The sequence below is a fragment of the Mesorhizobium sp. M7A.F.Ca.CA.002.05.1.1 genome (genome assembly GCF_003998335.1).
Classification (GTDB): Bacteria; Pseudomonadota; Alphaproteobacteria; order Rhizobiales; family Rhizobiaceae; genus Mesorhizobium.
Genome location: NZ_RZQI01000045.1, coordinates 1 through 14,745 on the forward strand (window position 1 = coordinate 1; position 14,745 = coordinate 14,745).

The window sequence follows — 14,745 nt, forward strand, 5'->3', positions numbered from 1 at the left end:
ACCATGACTGTCTTCAAGTTCATTGCAAAGATCCTTCCGGGAACGAGCCGGCTGGAACCGGATGGTTTCACGCCAGCGACCCGGAGATAACGAATGGGCGCGGCGAAACTGCCGGCAAAAGGCCAATCGCTTCTTCAAAACAACTTGATCGCGACGTGTGCGCGAGAGGGCCGCGCCAGGCACCTGGTTCACGATCCCGTGACGGCCCTTTTGGCTCTTGGCAAATCGCCGGCGAGAGGGCATCTTCCCGACCGTCTCAGGCAACACTCCTCATTTGATCAAACTCTTTCAGTCATGGAGTTGCCAATGCCCCATAATGCGAAAAGCGAACCCCTCTCCGAACCGGCAACCAACGGGAGCGGGCCAGATTACAACACCCTCAGAGCGATGCGGGAGACCCGCGGTTACAGCGTGGAAGAGCTCTCCCTGACATGCGGCCTGGCGGTGGACGAGATTGAGGATATCGAAAGCGGCAGAGTGACCGACCCGTCGAAGCTGCGTCGTATTGTGTCCGCGCTTCACCTTCCCCAGGAGGCTCTGATCACCCCGGCTGCGCCGACGCCGGCGGCGCAAGGGCGATCGCTGGCTTAGATCCGCACCACGGATTCCAGAGAACCCGCCAAGGCTCCTTGGCGGGTTTCTTTGTACCTGCCGCAGCGTCTGCTTCAGCCTGGGGCTTGCCGATTTGTATGCCGCACGTGCTTATACGCGCGGCGGCCCCCGGCTGCCGAACCGCAATCTGCCGTCCATCAAGCTTTTTGAGCCATGGGTTTTCGATATGAGCCTGGAATCCGTTCGTGCCTTCTTCGCCACCCACGCGCCCGATATCGACGTCGTTGTCACGGAAGCGAGCTCGGCGACGGTGATGTTGGCGGCCGAGGCGCATGGCGTGCTGCCGGCCCAGATCGCCAAGACGATCTGCCTGCGCGTCGGCGACCGCACCATGCTGGTGGTGACCAGCGGCATCGCCAGACTGGACAACCGCAAATTCAAGGACCAGTTCGGCGGCAAGCCGCGCATGCTCGACGCCGCCGAGGTTGTCGAAGCGACCAGCCACCCGGTCGGCGGCGTCTGCCCGTTCGGCCTGCCGGCGCCGCTGCCGGTCTATTGCGACGTATCGCTGCGCGAGTTTGACGAAGTGGTGCCTGCGGCAGGCGCCACCAACGCCGCGGTGCGGATTGCACCGCAGCGCATGGTCGATCTCACCGGCGCTGAATGGGTGGATGTCTGTCAGGGCTAGGTTGAGGTCCCAGATTGGGCGTGAACAGCTGGCACGGACACCGGCTGACGACGGCAGTCACAGCCTACCATGCCGATCAGAATTTGTAGCTCAAGCTCGCGGAAACCGTATGGGTGCTTGGCTTCAAGATGGTTGGCCCAAGCTGGTCGTTCGCAAAATCGTGACTGCCGAAATGAGCATATGCATAATCGACGCCGACAATCCACTTCTCGTTGAGCGCATAGTCGACACCAGCGCCAATGGTCCAGCCAATGTAGGTTCGGCTTTGAGGATCGCTGCGATCCCCCGTGGTGGAATAGAAGACGTCATTTGCGTGCAGAAAAGCGATGCCGCCCTTTACATAAGGCATGAACCTATCTGCCGCGTAGCCAACCTTTGCAACAATGTGAGCTTGCCAGTCCGTGTGTACATTGATCTCTTCGTCATCAAACGTACTGTCCGCACCCTCGTTGAAAACTGCAACCAGCGATGCCTCGCCGCCGAGTACGAAATTGTTCGCGAACTGATAATTGTATCCGACTTTGCCACCAATTTCGGCTGACGTGTTGTCGGCATTGTAGCCGGAAGGATCATAGTTCGGGATGTCGAAATCACCCTTCAGGTAGTTCACCCCGGCGACGATACCCACATAGCCCCCAGTCCAGATGAAACCGGCAGGCGCCACATCCTGCGATGGCACATTGATGATCGGGTCGGCGGCAAGCGCCCCGCCCGTGAGGGCCAAAAGCAGTGCTGAAGAGAGAATGATCGTCTTCATGATATCCCCAAGATTCTACGCTGCTTAATCTACACACCAGCCCAAGCTTGAAAAGCGCTTCCATGTGATTGGAAACGTTTGGAATATGAGCGTTGTGAAACTGCCACACATTCGTGAATCGAGTTGAACTCAAGGTTTCAAGCGATTCAACGCGCCAATCGGCTTCCATCTCGTGCCGCCGACAGCCTCAATTCGTGTCGAAGAGCTGGAACTTTTGGTCTGTGCTACCCTTCGGGTGTCCGGAAAGGTGTCTCGTGGAAAGGCGGAAAGGACTTTTGGGGGCAAGTCCTGCTTTGAAATGGTCGGAGTGGCCGGATTCGAACCGACGACCCCTTGACCCCCAGTCAAGTGCGCTACCGGGCTGCGCTACACTCCGGACCGGTCGCGATGTATCGTGATAACCCCGTGCGGGTCAACCGAATTCCGCGACTTTTATCCCGCTGCGATTGCCGGTGCCGGCGAGCCCTGCAAGGCAGGCCGAAACAGCAGTTGATGGCGGTATTCCAGCGCGATGGCGCCCCAGATCAGGCCGAGCAGCAGGTAGACATGGCGCCAGTGGTCGATGTCGATGAAGGTGCCCAGCCCTATATTGCCGATGAAGGCGACGTAGGCGCACAGGAGATAGGGCTGCCACGGCCGGTCGCGCAGCAGGATGCGGAAGCCGGCTGCTATCGTCCACAAGACGAGCGCCAGGAACGACACGAAGCCGAGCCAGCCATAATCCATCAGCATCTTCAGCCAGATATCGTGGGTGTCTTCACCGAAGATCGTGCCGAAGACCAGCGGGCCGATGCCAAACGGATGCTCCATCGCCATCTGGAAGCCGATGCCGTAGCGGGCGAAGCGGCCGAGGCGGGCGGTGTCGTAGCTCTGTTCGAGCTGGGCACGGTTGGAGAACATCTCCGACACGCCGGGCAGCTGCAGGATGACGATCATGGCGACGACCAGCAGCGCCAGTGCGGCCATCGTCATCACCACCACACGCAGCCGGAACTTGCCGCTGGCGCTCTGCAGGAACAGGCAGCCGGTGAGCAGGACGGCCGAGACGGTGAACATGCCCCAGGCGCCGCGCGAGAAGGAGAAGAAGATGCCGGCGGTGATGATCAGCAGCGGCACCGCCAGCAGCGGCATGCGTGTCGCCGGTCCGGTCAAAAGCAGATAGAGCAGATAGATGCCGGGCAGCACCAGGAACGGGCCGAACACGTTCGGGTCCTGGAAGGCGCCGGCGGCGCGATCGTATTTGGTGAACATCTCCGCGCCCGGAAAGGCATGGAAATAGCCTGCAATGCCAAGCAGCGATGTGGCCACTGCCGAGACCACATAGGCAATGAAGATCAGCCGGTAGAGGCTCGGCTGTACGGCGGTGATCGATGCGAAGAACACCGCGCTGAAGGCGAGAAACAGCGACACGGCGAGATAGAGCGGCGTGTTGGCGAGGTCCGCCATCTGCGTCATGGAGATCATGCCGCCGATGTTCATCGTCACCAGCAGCACCAATAAGGGCGTGGCCGCGCGGGAAATCCTCAGGCCGAAAAGCGCCCAGATGGCGATCAGCCCGGCCATGTAGAGCTCATAGGGCGCCGGCTCGCTGATGACGAAGCCCGACAGCAGAATGCCGAGGAAGACCGCGCCCGACGAAATCAGCGCGACCAGCTTGGCGTTGACCGCCGCGCGCGGCAGATCATGGCTGATCGCACTCAATAGGCGTTTTCCGTATTGAGCAGCCGGAGCGGCGTCAGGAACAGGATCCGCAAATCGAACAGCAGCGACCAGTTCTCGATGTAGTAGAGATCATACTCGGTCCGCATGCGGATCTTCTCGTTGGTGTCCATCTCGCCGCGCCAGCCATTGATCTGCGCCCAGCCTGTGACGCCGGGCTTGACCTTGTGGCGGGCGAAATAGCCGTCGACGACCTCGTTGTAGAGCAGGTTGTGCGATTGCGCCGCGATGGCATGCGGACGCGGGCCGACCAGCGACAGCGAACCGAGCAGCGAGTTGAAGAACTGCGGCAGCTCGTCGATCGAGGTCTTGCGGATGAAGCGGCCGACGCGGGTGACGCGAGGATCGTTCTTGGTCACCGTCTGCTTGGCGGTCGGGTCGGCCTTGTCCGTATACATCGAACGGAACTTGTAGACCTCGATGATCTCGTTGTTGAAGCCGTGCCGCTTCTGATGGAACAGCACCGGCCCCTTGCTGTCGAGCTTGATGGCGATGGCGGTCGCCAGCATGACCGGCGAGAACACGACGATGCCGATCAGGCTGAAGACGATGTCGAAGGCGCGTTTGGCGACCGAATCCCAGTCGTTGATCGGCTTGTCGAAGATGTCGAGCATCGGCACCGCGCCGATGTAGGAATAGGCGCGCGGGCGAAACTGCAGCGCGTTGGAATGTGCCGACAGCCGGATGTCGACCGGCAGCACCCACAGCTTCTTCAGCAGCTGCAGCACCCGCGATTCGGCGGTCAGCGGCAGCGATACGATCAGCATGTCGATGCGGGCGATGCGGGCGAACTCGATCAGTTCCGAAATGGTGCCGAGCTTGGGGTAGCCGGCGACGATGGGCGGCGAGCGCTTGTCGCCGCGATCGTCGAAGATGCCGCAGATGCGGATATCGTTGTAGGGCTGCTTTTCGACCGAGCGGATCAGGATTTCCGCCGCCTTGCCGCCGCCGACGATGACGGCGCGCCGCTCCATGCGGCCATCGCGCGCCCAGGCCCGGATCAGCTTCGACATCACCAGCCTGAGGCCGAAGATGAGAACGAAGCCGATGACGAACCAACTGCCGAACAATAGGCGCGAATAGTCCTGCGACATCTTCATGACGAATGCCGTCAGCGCCATCAGGGCGAATGTGCCGGCCCAGACCAGCAGCACGCGGCCGAAGTTGGCGATGGGCCGCATCAGGGCGACGATCTGGTAGCAGTCGGTGACGTCGAGCAGCACCACGGCAAGGAACGAGCCGGCTGCGATCGTCACCGGATATTGCCAGGCGAGATAGTTGAAGAAACCGACATAGTGGAAATAGACGGCGAGCCCGGACAGGAACAGCAAGCCGAATTCGACCATGCGCAGGACACCGCTGACCATGATCGGCGACATCGTATCGCGCCGGTATTGCGAGGCGACCTGGCGGGCGACATCGTTCATGCCGCTTGGCGTGTCGCCGTCGGCCGGGCCGTCGAATTTACGCACCGCCTCTGCTGAAAAGCGGCGCGCGGGGTCGATCTCGTTCATGAGGGCTTTCCGCAAACTTCCCCATGGTCATAGCAAAAGAGAGCTAAGAAACCCTTGAAACAACGTATGGCTTTGGAACGGCTTGGCCCTGTGCCTACCTGTCGAGCGCGGCGAAATAGGCCTTCTCGATGTCGGCGGCCATCACATCGGCGCCGAAGCGTGCCTTGAGGTTGGCGCTATCGGGCATCAGGTCGCGATAGGCGACCGGGTCGGCCAGCGCCTGGCTCATCCTGTCGGCGAGCTCGATCGGGTCAGGTCGGATCAGGGCAGGGGAACCGGTGTCGAATATCTCCGGGATGCCGCCGACCGCGGTTGCGATCATCGGCTTTCCCGCGGCAAGCGTTTCCAGGACGATATAGGGCATGGCTTCGGCGCGCGAGGGAACGATGATAAGCGCGGCAAGGGCAAAGGCCTCCCTGGCCGGCATCGGCGGCAGGAAGCGGACATGGCGCTCGAGCCCGAGGCGTTTCACTTGCCCGTGGTAACGCGCAAGGTCGTCGCCGTCGCCGACCATCACCGCGGTCAGTGCGCGGCCGAACTGTGGGCCGGCGAGGGCCAATGCGTCGATGAAGATATCCGGTCCCTTCAGGTCGCGCATCATGCCGATATAAAGCAGGTCGGCTGCGTCCGGCTCGGTGATCACCGGCTCGAATTCAGTGGCGCGCAGGCCGTTATAGACGAGGGTGTTGGGAATGGGCGGCTCGCCAACCTTGTGGCGATAGGTCCGCCGCTCATAGTCCGAGACAAACAGCAGATAGTCGGTGAAGCGAGCCATGAAGCGCTCGAGCGCGAAGAACAGCTTTCCGATGACCGTGCTCTCGTCATAGTGGAGCGAGCCGCCATGCGGCGAATAAAGGCGGGCTACGCGAGACCTTGATACCCGCAACAAAGAGCCGAACAGACGGGCATAGGCGCCACCCTTGGCGCCGTGCCCATGCAGTACGTCCGGCCGCAATTCCTTGATGATCCTGTATGTGCGCCAAGCCGAGGCAAGGTCGCCGGGACCGACATGGCGCTGCATCGGCGTGCGATGAATGCCGAGCGCCAGCATGCCCTTCATCTGCTCGAACAAATGTTCCTCGAACGCGCCGCCCGTCGTCGAATCGCAGACGATGCCGACCGAATGCCCGGCGGCGACCTGCGCCTCGGCCAGGTCGCGCACATGCCGGAAAATTCCTCCGACGGGTGAGCGAAAGCAATGGACGATCCTGAGCCTGTCCGCCACGTGGTGTCTGTCAGAACAGACGTTCGCGGACGTAGACCGTATCGCCCGGCAGCAGCGGGTCGGAGGTGACCACGCGGCCGGTCATCACCTTGCCGTTGATGTCGCGGGTGATGTCGACGCTTTCCTGGTTGGCGCGCGGCGTAAAGCCGCCGGCAATGGCGATCGCCTTCTGCACCGTCAGGCCGGGAACATAGGAATATTGGCCGGCGGCACCCACTTCGCCCATGACGAAGATCGGCCGGTAGCGGTCGATCTCGACCGAAACGTCGGGATCGCGCAGATAGCCTTGCCGCAATTTGTCGGCGATCTCCTTTTCCATCTGCTGCGCGGTGTGGCCGCGCGCCGGTATGGCGCCGACAAGCGGGAAGGAGAGATAGCCGGATTGATCGACACTGTAGGTGTTGGTCAGCCCGTCCTGCTCGAACACGGTCACGCGGACGCGGTCGCCGGCGCCAAGACGGTAGGGCTGATCGAGCACCTCATGGAAGGCGGCCGGCGTCGGCCGGTAGCTGGAACAGCCAGCCAGCATCGATACGGCAAGCAGCGCGCGAAACAGGGAAGCAGTGCTTTTCATGACCGGACAAGTACCTTCGACTGGGCCGCTGCGGCGTCGCAGCAAACATCAGGGATCGAGGCCCGTTATCATCCTGTTAGGGTTAATGGCCGGTAAAGGGAGCGGCCGACACGTGGCGCATCGGCAAGAGTTTTTGTGATTCTTGGCGGTTTTGTTTGCCGCCCGCCAGTAAACCCTAACGGAAACTTACCACGATCTTAACGGCTGAGTTACCATAGTTGTTTACGGTGCGTGCTGACCCAGTATCGGAGTAGGGATGCATGTCCGTTCAGTCCGCGGCCGCAGATGTCGATGTCGATCTCAGGCAGCTCTTCGCCAGTCTGGCGAGGAACTGGCTGCGTATAGTCCTCGTCGTCCTGTTGGCAACCGGGCTGGCCTTCGCTTTCGCCTCGCTGGCAACCCGGCACTACAAGGCCGAGACGCAGGTGGAGATCGCGCCGCGCGAATCCATCTACACGCGGCCGGCCAGCAACAACAATGACACCGACAAGCCTATTCTCGACGAACAGGGCGTCGCCACCCAGGTCCAGATCATTTCCTCCAACGAAATCCTCAAGCAGGTCTCGCAAAAGCTTGGTCTGGAAAAACTGCCCGAGTTCAATGAAGCGCTCGACATGTCGGCGGTGAGCCGCGCTCTGGTCCTGGTCGGGCTGAAAAGCGACCCGATGGAAATTCCGACGGAAGAGCGCGTGCTCAAGAAAATGCACGAGAAGCTCAACGTCTATGGCGTCGAGAAGACCCGCATCATTGCCGTCGAGTTCTCATCGGAAGATCCCAAGCTCGCGGCCGCCGTACCGGACGCCATCGCCGCCGCCTATATAGCGGGGCAAGGGGCGGCCAAGCTCGAATCGAACAGCGCCGCGGCAGACTTCCTGGCGCCCGAGATCGCCGACCTGCAGCGGCAGGTCAAGGATGCCGAGGCGAAGGTCGCCGCCTATCGCGCCCAGTCCGATCTCCTGATGGGTGGCAACAATTCGGTGCTGGCCACCCAGCAGCTTTCGGAACTGTCGAGCGAACTGTCGAAAGTGCGCGCCAACCGCGCCGCGGCCGAAGCGACCGCCGACGGTGTGCGCAGGGCGCTGCAGAATGGCGGTTCGCTGGATGCCGTGCCGGAGGTTCTGTCGTCGGACCTGATCCAGCGCTTGCGTGAGCGACAGGTCGAATTGCGCTCCAACATCGCCGATCTGTCGACGACACTGCTTGGCAATCATCCGCGCATTCGCGCGCTGAAATCGCAACTGTCCGATCTCGACGCACAGATTCGCAGCGAGGCCCAGAAGATCATGAAAGGCCTGTTGATGCAGGCCGAGACGGCAAAGGCCCGCGAGAACCAGCTTGTCGCCGACGTCAACACATTGAAAGCCGCTTCGGCGCAGGCCGGCGAACAACAGGTCGATCTCGACGCACTGCAGCGCGACGCGACCGCCAAGCGACAGCAACTCGAACTGTACCTGACCAACTACCGCGAAGCCGCTTCGCGCCAGGATCGCAACTATCTGCCGGTCGACGCGCGGATCGCCTCGAAGGCTTCGGTTCCCTCCGAGGCCTACTTCCCGAAGGTCGGGCCGATCGTCGGCGCGGCTTTCGCCGCATCGCTGCTGATCATGGCCATCGTGACGCTTCTGCGGGAGCTGTTTTCAGGTCGCGCGATGCGACCGGCGAGCGGTTCCCGTTTTGAACGGATCGATGAGGTCGCGATGCCCCATGTGGCGCAGGCGCCGGTCGCCAAGCCATTTGTCCGCCACGAGCCTGCCGTCCTGCAGGACTCCTTGGTTGGCCAGGAGCTGCCTGAACGTGCGGATGAAGCGGAGCCCTATGCCGCCGCGATGCCGGCCATGGCCGAGGCACCGGATGTGGTCGCAATGCCCGATACGACGGCGACAGAGCAGACGGCTGTCGAGCCCGAACCGGCGCGTTCCACCCTGGGCGAGATCGATATCGAGAAGGCTGCCGAAAAGCTGATCTCCAGCGGTGCGGCGCGCGCCATATTCGTCTCGCCGGAAGGCGACGAGGCGGCTGCATCCGCGATCCTGGTGGCGCGCGAGGTCGCCGACGCCGGGCTGCGCGTGCTGTTGCTGGACCTCACCGCGTCGGGGGCCGCCTCGCGGCCGATGCTGGACAGCGGGCTTTTCCCCGGCATCACCAACCTGCTCGCTTCGGAAGCGCAGTTCAGTGACGTCATCCATGCCGATCTCTACTCGGACTGTCACGTCATCCCGGTCGGAACCGCCGATCCGGTTCGTGCCATGCGTGCCGCCGACCGGCTGCCGATCATCATGCAGTCGCTGACGACAGCCTACGACCTGGTCGTGGTCGAGTGCGGACCGGCCGACGCACAAGGCATCGGCCGCCTGACCGGCGATGCCACCGAGGTCTTTCTCTCCATGCTGGAGGCCGACGATGAGGTGACGCAGGCTGCGGTCAAGCTGATCGAGAACGGCTACCCCGACCTGACGCTGGTGACGCCGCTCGGCCACGAACCGCCCGGCAATCCGGTGCCGAGAAGGCGCACTGCCGCTGCCTGAGGGGAGCCCCGGATCGCCGGCGGGGCCGTTCTGCGGTTCGCCCGATCTATCCCAGTTCAAGCGTCGTTACGCCGAACACCCTTCGCAGGTCCAATTCCGGGGCAGGCCCCTTGTACATGCGCGTGGTGGTGAAGGTCGGCGCAAAGCCGGCCGCATCGAGCGCAGTTATGAAGCCGGCGTTATCGGCGGGGACGTCGATGTGCAGCTCGCCGCCCTCGCAGGCACCGGCCAGCCCCTCCAGGAGTTGCAAAGCGATCTCCGTGTCGTCGGCAAACAGCGGGCCGATCTTGAAGCCGGATCGACAGCGGCGCGCCACGCCAAAACCGGTCACGCCGCGCGAACCGATCGCCGCTAGCCCATGATGCGGCTCCTGCAGCCATCGCTTCAGAAAGGTGCCTCGGGGCGCCGGAAAGCAATGGGCGTCATAGGCGACGATGCCGGACAGGAGCTGCGTCGTAATCATCCGCAACCCATCGGCCCTGACCGGCTGGCCTGCCATGCGCCCGGTGAAGCGGATGGTCTCATAGGCCGGCGCGAAGCCCTTGCGCCGGTAATTGGCCTGCTGCTCGGCGACGCCGTCGAGGCCGACAGTCCGGCCCGAGAGCCTTTTCATGCCGGCGTCCCACACGGCCTTGCCGTAGCTCATGCCGCGCATGTCAGGCCGGCAGATGTAGAGGCCGATGAAACCGAATTCGCTTCCATAGGCCACGGCCGAAATTGCCGCGACCATGTCGTCGCCGACAAAGGCGCCGATGAAGCCTTCGGGGTCCGCGGCCTGGAACATCGCCGGGTCTTCATGACCTGGGTTCCAGCCTTCCGCGGCCGCCCAGTCGACGAGAAGCGCCAGTTCCTGCAGGGACAGTGTGCGGATGATCGGCTTCATGGCGTCAGCTATCTTCTTCCGCGGGCGCTGCCTGGCCGGCGGCTTTGCGGCGCAGCACTTTGGTCAGCTTCCAGATCGTCGGGCTGTTCTTGACGAAGGCCTTCAGCCGTGCGCCTTGCCGAAGCGTCAGCGCCAGCATGCGGCCCTTCACGGTCAAGGGGACCAGCACTTCGAAATGCCGCGTTTCGATATCGCACCACAGCCGCTTGTAAGGCTCATCTCCGACCGAAAAGTCATAGACCTCGAAACCGGTCTCGCAGGCTTCCTGGATGTTGTCGAAGAACAGGAAGTCGCCGGGGCTGGCGTGCCCAAGATCGTCCTCGGCGATCGCTCCGAATTCGCAGATCAGGCGTTTGCCCAAGCGGCTTGAACCGGTGATGGCGCGCAGCTTGCCGGCAACCTCGAGCCCGTGCAGCACGAAGGAAGGCCTGTCCTCGGCAAGCGCCTGCATGAACAGCGCGCGGAAGAAGCCGCGTACCTGTGCGTCGCCAAAAACATTGGCGATGCCCATCTTGCGGAAGCGGAGTTCCTTCATCTCGAAGAAGGCGTCGAGCAGCCTGCCCACCTCGTCGGGGGTGCGGGCCCCGATGCGCCGATAGCTGCCTACGGCCTCGAATTTCCGGATCTGCGACCGGTGCTTCTTGCGTTTGCGTTTGCCGCTGGCGCGGGAAAGCAGCGCATCGAAGCCGCCGGCGAGATCGACGGCCAGCGACAGGTTGGGGCTGGAAAAATGCTCAAGCGATGCGAGCGGATTGGCGACGCCGTCGAGATCGGGCAGCAACCGCTCGAGCGCGACCAGATCGATGTCCGGGCGTGCCTTGGCGATGGCCGCCAGCACCGATCGGAGGGCCGGTATATCCGCTTTGGCCAGCCAGTTCGGGTCCGCGGCGACGAAGTTGCCGTTGGCGTGGCGCCCACCCATGAAGCGGGCGATCCGGAACGGCCCCCTGGCGGCAACCTCCAGCGCCAGCGAGAAAACCGGTTTGCCCTCGGCACTCAGCGTCGCGACGAGCAGGTCCGGTCGTGTCTCGGTCGCCCAGTTCTGGACCCAGGCAGCACTCTGCGCCGGCCCAAACAGGGCCGAGCGGCAGAACTCGGCATAGGCCGCGAGTCCGTCCGTGGACGCCACTGAAATCGACAGGCCGGCATGGTCCCGTGGCAAGGCGCGCGACGATGCCTCGGTCGCCGCAAGCCGATTGCCGTCAAATGACGCGGTTGCGTCAACCATACCTCAATCCTTAGGACGTATTGATCGCGATTTGGGGGTTCGCATAGGCGCATTCCGTGCTTGGATCAGCCTAGGCGCAAAAGGTGAATGAATGATCGACGGCGGGGAGGCAATCCGGAAACTGGCGCTGAACGTCGCCCGCTATACCGGCCTTGCACCGCTGGCCAAGCCGTTCATCGGCGGCATCGGCGCCATCCTGATGCTGCACCGTGTTACCGCGACGCCGGAAAAGCCGGACAGCGTCAACCGGCATCTGAATATCGCGCCCGGCTTCCTTGACGCCATGATCGCCGACATGAAGGCGCATGGCTATGCCTTCGTCTCCATGGACGAAGCCGTTGAGCGCATCAAGGCAGGCGGCAAGGGCGGTCAGTTTGCCACCATCACCGCCGACGACGCCTATCGCGACAACATGGTCGAGGCGCTGCCGGTGTTGGAGAAGCATGGCGCGCCGATCACCATCTATGTCGCACCCGGGCTGATCAACGGCACAGCAGACCTGTGGTGGGACGTTGTCGAGGACATCGTCAACGCGCGCGATACCTTGACGCTGACGCGGCCGAATGGTCCGCTGGCGATCGATTGCTCGACCCCCGCGAAGAAGCTGCAGGCCAATGCACGCCTGCACGCCTATCTCACCTCGGAAATCCGCGAGGAGGACCTGCAGGCCGTGTTGCGTGACCTGGCTCGCGCAAACGGCATCGACGCCGACGGCCCACGCTTGCGCACATTGATGAGCTGGGATGAAATCCGTCGCATCGCCGCGCATCCGCTGGTGACGATCGGCGCCCATACGATCAACCACAGCAATCTGAAGCGGCTCTCCGAAGCCGATGCCCGGCACGAGGTTGGCGCCGTGCGCGCCATGTTGCAGGCCGAACTGGGCGAAATGCCCCGCCATTTCGCTTATCCCTATGGCTATGCCAGCGCTGTCGGCTGCCGCGAAGTGGGTTTTGCCCGCGATGCAGGCTATATCTCCGCCGTGACGACGCGCCACGGCGTGCTGCGCGCCGAGCATGCCGGGTTCCTGCACGCCTTGCCGCGCATTTCCGTCAACGGCCGCTACCAGAGCCTCGCCCACATCCGCACCATGCTGTCGGGCGTGACGACGCCGCTCGCCAACGCCGGCAAGATGGTTGTCACCATCTAACGCTGGCGGTTTCGCCTAGCGCTTGGCCCTCGGCTCCAGCATCAACCATTTGATGATGCCCATCGCCGGCAGCACCCACAGCAGGCCGCTGAGCAGGAAGAACAGGAAATGCACCCACGGACCCGACTCCGACAGCCGGGCGACCGCGAAGATCGATGCGACCAGCGCATAGATGATGACCAGCGCCACCAGCAGAAACATTCCGATCAGCTTTTTCAGGCGCAGGGGCATGGCTGGTCTCCTGATCGAGCATGCCGGAATTCGCACAAGAGGCCTGGCAGGCTCATGGGGTATCGGCCTCGCATAGGCCTTGAGGCGAGACTGTGCAACCGGTGAGACGCGGCGCGACGGCGTGCCGCGCCGTATGGTCTTGCCAGCACGGGTGCGATGGTCCACCAATCCGCCAAATCAACCTGCCGGGACAAGATCATGGCTGCCATATCAGCTGCCGCGCCATACGTCGCCCGCGACCGCGACCTGCATAACCGGGCGCTGCTGCGCGGCTGGCTCTATGTGGTGCTTCTGGTGCTGTTTGCGCTGGTGCTGGTCGGCGGCGCCACCAGGCTCACCGATTCCGGCCTGTCGATTACGCAGTGGAAGCCGATCCACGGCGTGATCCCGCCGCTCAACGATGCCGAGTGGCAAGAGGAATTCCAGCTCTATCAGCAGATCCCGCAATATGCCGAGCTCAACAAGGGCATGAGCATCGAGGCGTTCAAGTCGATCTTCTGGTGGGAATGGGCGCACCGCATCCTGGCGCGCAGCGTCGGCCTGGTCTTTGCCCTGCCGCTGCTGTTCTTCTGGGCGACGCGCCGCATCGAGCGCGGCCTGGGAGCGAAGCTGGTGGGCATTCTCCTGCTCGGCGGCCTGCAAGGCGCCATCGGCTGGTGGATGGTGGCTTCAGGATTGGTCGACCGGGTCTCCGTCAGCCAGTACCGGCTGGCGACCCACTTGACACTCGCCGCGCTGATCTTCACCGCCACCATGGTGGTCGCGCGAGGATTGGCGCCGCATTCCGAACCCGCCGCCGATCGGTCGACGCAGAGGCTGGCCGGCTTCATCGTGCTGCTGGCGCTGATCCAGATCTATCTCGGCGGCCTGGTAGCCGGGCTCGATGCGGGCCTGAGCTACAACACCTGGCCGTTGATGGACGGCAAGATCATCCCTGGCGATCTGCTGATCCTCGAGCCGGCATGGCGCAACTTCTTCGAGAGCCCGAAGACGGTGCAGTTCGTCCATCGGCTTGGCGCCTACACGGTTTTCGTCGTGGCCTTGTGGCACATGATCGCCACGCGCCGGCGGCTGCCTGAAACAACGCATGCGCGGCGCGCGACGCTGCTGTTTCTACTGGTGCTGGTCCAAGCTTCGATCGGTATCGGCACGCTGCTGATGCATGTGCCGCTGCATTTGGCGCTGACCCATCAGGGATTTGCGCTCGTCGTCCTGGGGTTTGCAGCCGCCCATTGGCGCGGCACCAAGGGTGCTTGTCCCTTGCCGGCGGGAATAGCGCTCAGGGGCTGATCTTGAGCTGATCTACCGGGTCCGGATCAGAAGCTTGCCCGTACCGCCCGGATCGCCTTGACGACCGACAATTCGCGGTTCTCCTCGACCGCATTGTCGTCCTCATGATGCCATGACGCCGAGAGGCAACCATAGGCGATGGCATGATCAAGGATGGCGGGTGGTGTCTGGCCCAGCGTTTTGGCAAAAATCCCGGCCATACCAGCGATCCGCTCGGGGTCGAGGCAGAGATCGTCCCGCTCGAGCGGGTTGTAGAACATGTTCGCCGCATCGAAGCCGGGATCGCCGAGCACGCCCTTCGGATCGATAGCCAGCCAGCCGCGCCGTCCGTGCAGGATGTTCTCGTGATGCAGGTCGCCATGCAGTGGCCTGATATCGTGCGGATCGGCCAGCAGCCGGTCGGCAATAG

Annotated in this window: 14 protein-coding genes and 1 tRNA gene; 5 read left to right on the top strand and 10 right to left on the bottom strand. The window is 62.9% G+C overall.

Going from position 1 to position 14,745, the window contains the following annotated elements; translation table 11 throughout:
- The first annotated feature begins 93 nt into the window (after nt 1–93).
- Nucleotides 94–591 (top strand): helix-turn-helix domain-containing protein, encoded by a 498-nt coding sequence (locus EN939_RS40015; RefSeq protein ID WP_372958878.1) that lies wholly within the window; start codon nt 94–96, stop codon nt 589–591.
- A gap of 187 nt (nt 592–778) precedes the next feature.
- A complete protein-coding gene (locus EN939_RS04355) occupies nt 779–1,240 on the top strand; it encodes a YbaK/EbsC family protein (protein WP_127267062.1) in 462 nt (153 codons plus the stop codon).
- A gap of 76 nt (nt 1,241–1,316) precedes the next feature.
- Here EN939_RS04355 and EN939_RS04360 read toward each other — a convergent pair whose 3' ends face one another.
- From EN939_RS04360 to EN939_RS04385, 6 genes are all read right to left on the bottom strand, one after another.
- Entirely contained in the window at nt 1,317–1,997 is a 681-nt protein-coding gene (locus tag EN939_RS04360) for an outer membrane protein (RefSeq protein ID WP_127267063.1), read from the bottom strand.
- A 299-nt stretch (nt 1,998–2,296) separates the two neighbouring features.
- Nucleotides 2,297–2,373, bottom strand: a tRNA-Pro gene (locus EN939_RS04365).
- Between the two features lie 56 nt (nt 2,374–2,429).
- Complete coding sequence (locus EN939_RS04370) at nt 2,430–3,698, bottom strand: O-antigen ligase family protein (protein ID WP_127267064.1); 1,269 nt, start codon at nt 3,696–3,698, stop codon at nt 2,430–2,432.
- Nucleotides 3,695–5,230 carry an undecaprenyl-phosphate glucose phosphotransferase gene (locus EN939_RS04375; RefSeq protein ID WP_127267065.1) on the bottom strand — a complete coding sequence of 512 codons (1,536 nt, stop codon included), beginning with the start codon at nt 5,228–5,230 and terminating at the stop codon, nt 3,695–3,697. Before EN939_RS04375 ends, EN939_RS04370 begins: the two co-directional genes overlap by 4 nt.
- A 94-nt stretch (nt 5,231–5,324) precedes the next feature.
- The gene (locus tag EN939_RS04380; RefSeq protein WP_127267066.1) at nt 5,325–6,455 is read right to left on the bottom strand and encodes a glycosyltransferase family 4 protein; all 1,131 of its coding nucleotides are present in this window, start codon (nt 6,453–6,455) and stop codon (nt 5,325–5,327) included.
- Between the two features lie 10 nt (nt 6,456–6,465).
- Nucleotides 6,466–7,029, bottom strand: coding sequence for a polysaccharide biosynthesis/export family protein (locus EN939_RS04385; RefSeq protein WP_013532220.1), 564 nt, complete (start codon nt 7,027–7,029; stop codon nt 6,466–6,468).
- A gap of 260 nt (nt 7,030–7,289) precedes the next feature.
- Here EN939_RS04385 and EN939_RS04390 point away from each other — a divergent pair, with 260 nt between their 5' ends.
- Nucleotides 7,290–9,554: a GumC family protein gene (locus EN939_RS04390; protein ID WP_127267067.1), complete on the top strand. Its 2,265-nt coding sequence runs from the start codon at nt 7,290–7,292 to the stop codon at nt 9,552–9,554.
- A gap of 46 nt (nt 9,555–9,600) precedes the next feature.
- On the opposite strand, the gene EN939_RS04395 is transcribed toward EN939_RS04390, so the two are convergent.
- Together EN939_RS04395 and EN939_RS04400 are read right to left on the bottom strand one after the other, a co-directional pair.
- On the bottom strand, nt 9,601–10,437 hold the full coding sequence (locus EN939_RS04395) for a GNAT family N-acetyltransferase (protein ID WP_127267068.1): 837 nt from the start codon (nt 10,435–10,437) through the stop codon (nt 9,601–9,603).
- Between the two features lie 4 nt (nt 10,438–10,441).
- On the bottom strand, nt 10,442–11,665 hold the full coding sequence (locus EN939_RS04400; protein WP_127267069.1) for a GNAT family N-acetyltransferase: 1,224 nt from the start codon (nt 11,663–11,665) through the stop codon (nt 10,442–10,444).
- Nucleotides 11,666–11,756: 91 nt separating this feature from the next.
- Here EN939_RS04400 and EN939_RS04405 point away from each other — a divergent pair, with 91 nt between their 5' ends.
- Nucleotides 11,757–12,815 carry a polysaccharide deacetylase family protein gene (locus EN939_RS04405; RefSeq protein WP_127267070.1) on the top strand — a complete coding sequence of 353 codons (1,059 nt, stop codon included), beginning with the start codon at nt 11,757–11,759 and terminating at the stop codon, nt 12,813–12,815.
- Nucleotides 12,816–12,830: 15 nt separating this feature from the next.
- Here EN939_RS04405 and EN939_RS04410 read toward each other — a convergent pair whose 3' ends face one another.
- On the bottom strand, nt 12,831–13,046 hold the full coding sequence (locus EN939_RS04410) for a DUF2842 domain-containing protein (RefSeq protein WP_013532215.1): 216 nt from the start codon (nt 13,044–13,046) through the stop codon (nt 12,831–12,833).
- 198 nt (nt 13,047–13,244) lie between these two features.
- Here EN939_RS04410 and EN939_RS04415 point away from each other — a divergent pair, with 198 nt between their 5' ends.
- Nucleotides 13,245–14,336, top strand: a complete 1,092-nt coding sequence (locus EN939_RS04415; RefSeq protein WP_127267071.1) for a COX15/CtaA family protein — start codon at nt 13,245–13,247, stop codon at nt 14,334–14,336.
- Between the two features lie 26 nt (nt 14,337–14,362).
- On the opposite strand, the gene EN939_RS04420 is transcribed toward EN939_RS04415, so the two are convergent.
- Nucleotides 14,363–14,745 (bottom strand): aminoglycoside phosphotransferase family protein (locus EN939_RS04420; protein WP_272483080.1); only part of this gene is annotated, 383 nt, incomplete at its 5' end.

Coding starts and splice junctions, on each gene's coding strand:
- EN939_RS40015 (WP_372958878.1), top strand. CDS start 94: ATGGGCGCGGCGAAACTGCCGGCAAAAGGCCAATCGCTTCTTCAAAAC.
- EN939_RS04355 (WP_127267062.1), top strand. CDS start 779: ATGAGCCTGGAATCCGTTCGTGCCTTCTTCGCCACCCACGCGCCCGAT.
- EN939_RS04360 (WP_127267063.1), bottom strand. CDS start 1,997: ATGAAGACGATCATTCTCTCTTCAGCACTGCTTTTGGCCCTCACGGGC.
- EN939_RS04375 (WP_127267065.1), bottom strand. CDS start 5,230: ATGAACGAGATCGACCCCGCGCGCCGCTTTTCAGCAGAGGCGGTGCGT.
- EN939_RS04385 (WP_013532220.1), bottom strand. CDS start 7,029: ATGAAAAGCACTGCTTCCCTGTTTCGCGCGCTGCTTGCCGTATCGATG.
- EN939_RS04390 (WP_127267067.1), top strand. CDS start 7,290: ATGTCCGTTCAGTCCGCGGCCGCAGATGTCGATGTCGATCTCAGGCAG.
- EN939_RS04395 (WP_127267068.1), bottom strand. CDS start 10,437: ATGAAGCCGATCATCCGCACACTGTCCCTGCAGGAACTGGCGCTTCTC.
- EN939_RS04400 (WP_127267069.1), bottom strand. CDS start 11,665: ATGGTTGACGCAACCGCGTCATTTGACGGCAATCGGCTTGCGGCGACC.
- EN939_RS04405 (WP_127267070.1), top strand. CDS start 11,757: ATGATCGACGGCGGGGAGGCAATCCGGAAACTGGCGCTGAACGTCGCC.
- EN939_RS04410 (WP_013532215.1), bottom strand. CDS start 13,046: ATGCCCCTGCGCCTGAAAAAGCTGATCGGAATGTTTCTGCTGGTGGCG.
- EN939_RS04415 (WP_127267071.1), top strand. CDS start 13,245: ATGGCTGCCATATCAGCTGCCGCGCCATACGTCGCCCGCGACCGCGAC.